We start from the raw sequence: 4205 nt of genomic DNA on the forward strand, positions 1-4205 counted from the left end.
CTGGCCATCGACCGGCCCCGGGGGGAGCGTAGCTGCGCCTATGCCCCCGGCGGGCCCCCCCCCCGGGGGCCCCCCCCCCGGGGGCCCGGGCGGCCAACCTCGGACCCTCCCCCACGCTCCCCGCGTGGGGGCCCCCATCAGACCTTCAGACACAACCCTGAGAGGGATTGACGCATAGTGCTCGACGTCAACTTCTTCGACGAGCTGCGGATCGGCCTTGCCACCGCGGACGACATCCGTACCTGGTCCCACGGCGAGGTGAAGAAGCCGGAGACCATCAACTACCGCACCCTCAAGCCCGAGAAGGACGGACTCTTCTGCGAGAAGATCTTCGGCCCCACCCGGGACTGGGAGTGCTACTGCGGCAAGTACAAGCGTGTCCGCTTCAAGGGCATCATCTGTGAGCGCTGTGGCGTCGAGGTCACGCGCGCCAAGGTGCGCCGCGAGCGGATGGGCCACATCGAGCTGGCCGCTCCCGTCACCCACATCTGGTACTTCAAGGGCGTTCCCTCCCGCCTCGGCTACCTGCTCGACCTCGCGCCGAAGGACCTGGAGAAGGTCATCTACTTCGCCGCGTACATGATCACGTACGTCGACGAGGACCGCCGCACCCGCGACCTGCCCTCGCTGGAGGCCCACGTCTCCGTCGAGCGCCAGCAGGTCGAGAACCGCCGCGACTCCGACCTCGAAGCCCGCGCCAAGAAGCTCGAGACCGACCTGGCCGAGCTGGAGGCCGAGGGCGCCAAGGCCGACGTGCGCCGCAAGGTGCGCGAGGGTGCCGAGCGTGAGATGAAGCAGCTGCGCGACCGCGCGCAGCGCGAGATCGACCGCCTGGACGAGGTCTGGAACCGCTTCAAGAACCTCAAGGTGCAGGACCTGGAGGGCGACGAGCTCCTCTACCGCGAGCTGCGTGACCGCTTCGGCACGTACTTCGACGGTTCGATGGGCGCCGCCGCGCTGCAGAAGCGCCTGGAGTCCTTCGACCTCAACGAGGAGGCCGAGCGCCTCCGCGAGATCATCCGCACCGGCAAGGGCCAGAAGAAGACCCGCGCGCTCAAGCGCCTCAAGGTCGTCTCCGCGTTCCTCCAGACCAGCAACAGCCCCAAGGGCATGGTGCTGGACTGCGTGCCGGTCATCCCGCCGGACCTGCGTCCGATGGTGCAGCTGGACGGTGGCCGCTTCGCGACCTCCGACCTGAACGACTTGTACCGCCGCGTCATCAACCGCAACAACCGCCTGAAGCGGCTTCTCGACCTCGGCGCCCCCGAGATCATCGTGAACAACGAGAAGCGCATGCTCCAGGAGGCCGTCGACGCGCTCTTCGACAACGGCCGCCGCGGCCGCCCGGTCACGGGCCCCGGCAACCGCCCGCTGAAGTCGCTGTCCGACATGCTCAAGGGCAAGCAGGGCCGCTTCCGCCAGAACCTGCTCGGCAAGCGCGTCGACTACTCGGCACGTTCCGTGATCGTCGTCGGCCCGCAGCTCAAGCTGCACCAGTGCGGCCTGCCGAAGGCGATGGCGCTCGAGCTGTTCAAGCCGTTCGTGATGAAGCGCCTGGTCGACCTGAACCACGCGCAGAACATCAAGTCGGCGAAGCGCATGGTGGAGCGCGGCCGCACGGTCGTGTACGACGTGCTCGAAGAGGTCATCGCCGAGCACCCCGTACTGCTCAACCGCGCGCCGACCCTGCACCGCCTCGGCATCCAGGCCTTCGAGCCGCAGCTGGTCGAGGGCAAGGCCATCCAGATCCACCCGCTCGTGTGCACCGCGTTCAACGCGGACTTCGACGGCGACCAGATGGCCGTGCACCTGCCGCTGTCCGCGGAGGCGCAGGCCGAGGCCCGCATCCTGATGCTGTCCTCGAACAACATCCTGAAGCCGGCCGACGGCCGTCCCGTCACCATGCCGACCCAGGACATGGTGCTCGGCCTGTTCTTCCTCACGACGGACGAGGCGGAGCGCAAGGTCACGGGCACGGACCGGTCCTTCGGCTCCACGGCCGAGGCCACCATGGCGTTCGACAACCGCGAGCTGTCGCTCCAGGCGAAGGTCGACATCCGCTTCCCGGTGGGCACCATCCCGCCGCGCGGCTGGACGCCCCCGCTGAACGAGGACGGCGAGCCGGACACCCAGTGGCAGGCCGGCGACCCGTTCCGGCTGCGGACGACCCTGGGCCGCGCGCTCTTCAACGAGCTGCTGCCCGAGGACTACCCGTTCGTGGACTACTCGGTCGGCAAGAAGCAGCTCTCCGAGATCGTCAACGACCTCGCCGAGCGCTACCCGAAGGTCATCGTGGCGGCGACGCTCGACAACCTGAAGGCGGCCGGCTTCTTCTGGGCGACCCGCTCCGGTGTCACCGTGGCCATCTCCGACGTCGTCGTTCCCGAGGCGAAGAAGGAGATCGTCGCGGGCTACGAGGCGCAGGACGAGAAGGTCCAGAAGCAGTACGAGCGCGGTCTGATCACCAAGGACGAGCGCACGCAGGAGCTCATCGCGATCTGGACCAAGGCGACCAACGAGGTCGCCGAGGCCATGAACGAGAACTTCCCGAAGACGAACCCCATCTTCATGATGGTGAACTCGGGTGCGCGCGGAAACATGATGCAGATGCGTCAGATCGCCGGTATGCGCGGTCTGGTGTCGAACGCCAAGAACGAGACGATCCCGCGTCCCATCAAGGCGTCCTTCCGTGAAGGCCTGTCCGTGCTGGAGTACTTCATCTCCACCCACGGTGCCCGCAAGGGTCTGGCCGACACCGCTCTGCGTACCGCCGACTCGGGTTACCTGACCCGTCGTCTGGTGGACGTCTCGCAGGACGTGATCATCCGCGAGGAGGACTGCGGCACCGACCGCGGCCTCAAGCTGAAGATCGCGGACCGGGGCACCGACGGTGTGCTGCGCAAGGCCGAGGACGTCGAGACGTCCGTGTACGCGCGCATGCTCGCCGAGGACGTCGTGGTGGACGGCAAGGTCATCGCGCCCGCCAACGTCGACCTCGGTGACGTGCTCATCGACGCGCTCGTCGCGGCCGGCGTGGAGGAGGTCAAGACCCGTTCGGTCCTGACCTGCGAGTCCGCCGTCGGCACCTGCGCGTTCTGCTACGGCCGCTCGCTGGCCACCGGCAAGCTGGTCGACATCGGTGAGGCGGTCGGCATCATCGCCGCCCAGTCCATCGGTGAGCCCGGCACCCAGCTGACGATGCGTACCTTCCACACCGGTGGTGTGGCGGGTGACGACATCACGCAGGGTCTGCCGCGTGTCGTCGAGCTGTTCGAGGCCCGTACCCCCAAGGGTGTCGCCCCGATCTCGGAGGCCGCGGGCCGCGTCCGCATCGAGGAGACCGAGAAGACCAAGAAGATCATCGTCACGCCGGACGACGGCAGCGAGGAGACTCCGTTCCCGATCTCCAAGCGGGCGCGCCTCCTCGTGGGCGAGGGCGATCACGTCGAGGTGGGCCAGAAGCTCACCGTGGGTGCCACCAACCCGCACGACGTGCTGCGCATCCTCGGCCAGCGCGCGGTCCAGGTCCACCTGGTCGGCGAGGTCCAGAAGGTCTACAACTCGCAGGGTGTGTCGATCCACGACAAGCACATCGAGATCATCATCCGGCAGATGCTGCGCCGGGTCACGATCATCGAGTCGGGCGACGCGGAGCTGCTGCCCGGCGAGCTGGTCGAGCGCTCGAAGTTCGAGACCGAGAACCGTCGCGTGGTGCGCGAGAGCGGCCAGCCGGCCTCCGGCCGTCCGCAGCTGATGGGCATCACCAAGGCGTCGCTGGCCACCGAGTCGTGGCTGTCGGCGGCGTCCTTCCAGGAGACGACCAGGGTCCTGACCGACGCGGCGATCAACGCCAAGTCGGACTCCCTGATCGGCCTCAAGGAGAACGTCATCATCGGTAAGCTCATCCCGGCCGGTACGGGCCTGTCCCGCTACCGCAACATCCGGGTCGAGCCGACCGAGGAGGCCAAGGCCGCGATGTACTCGGCCGTCGGCTACGACGACATCGACTACTCGCCGTTCGGCACGGGCTCCGGCCAGGCCGTTCCGCTGGAGGACTACGACTACGGTCCGTACAACCAGTAAGTAGCGGTGCGGAGGGCGGCCATCCCGAACGGGTGGCCGCCCACCGGCGTTTCCAGGGCATGAGGAGGCGGGGTGCTCTGCTCGTCGGCCGTGCCGCGGGCGCGCGTGCTCCTGCCGTGACG

Annotated in this window: 1 protein-coding gene; it reads left to right on the top strand. The window is 68.0% G+C overall.

The window, feature by feature from the left end; genetic code table 11:
* Nucleotides 1-177 precede the first annotated feature (177 nt).
* Entirely contained in the window at nt 178-4083 is a 3906-nt protein-coding gene (locus LCE31_RS21215; RefSeq protein ID WP_225016466.1) for a DNA-directed RNA polymerase subunit beta', read from the top strand.
* Nucleotides 4084-4205 lie beyond the last annotated feature (122 nt).

It is taken from the genome of Streptomyces sp. 8L, from assembly GCF_020176795.1.
GTDB lineage: Bacteria > Actinomycetota > Actinomycetes > Streptomycetales > Streptomycetaceae > Streptomyces.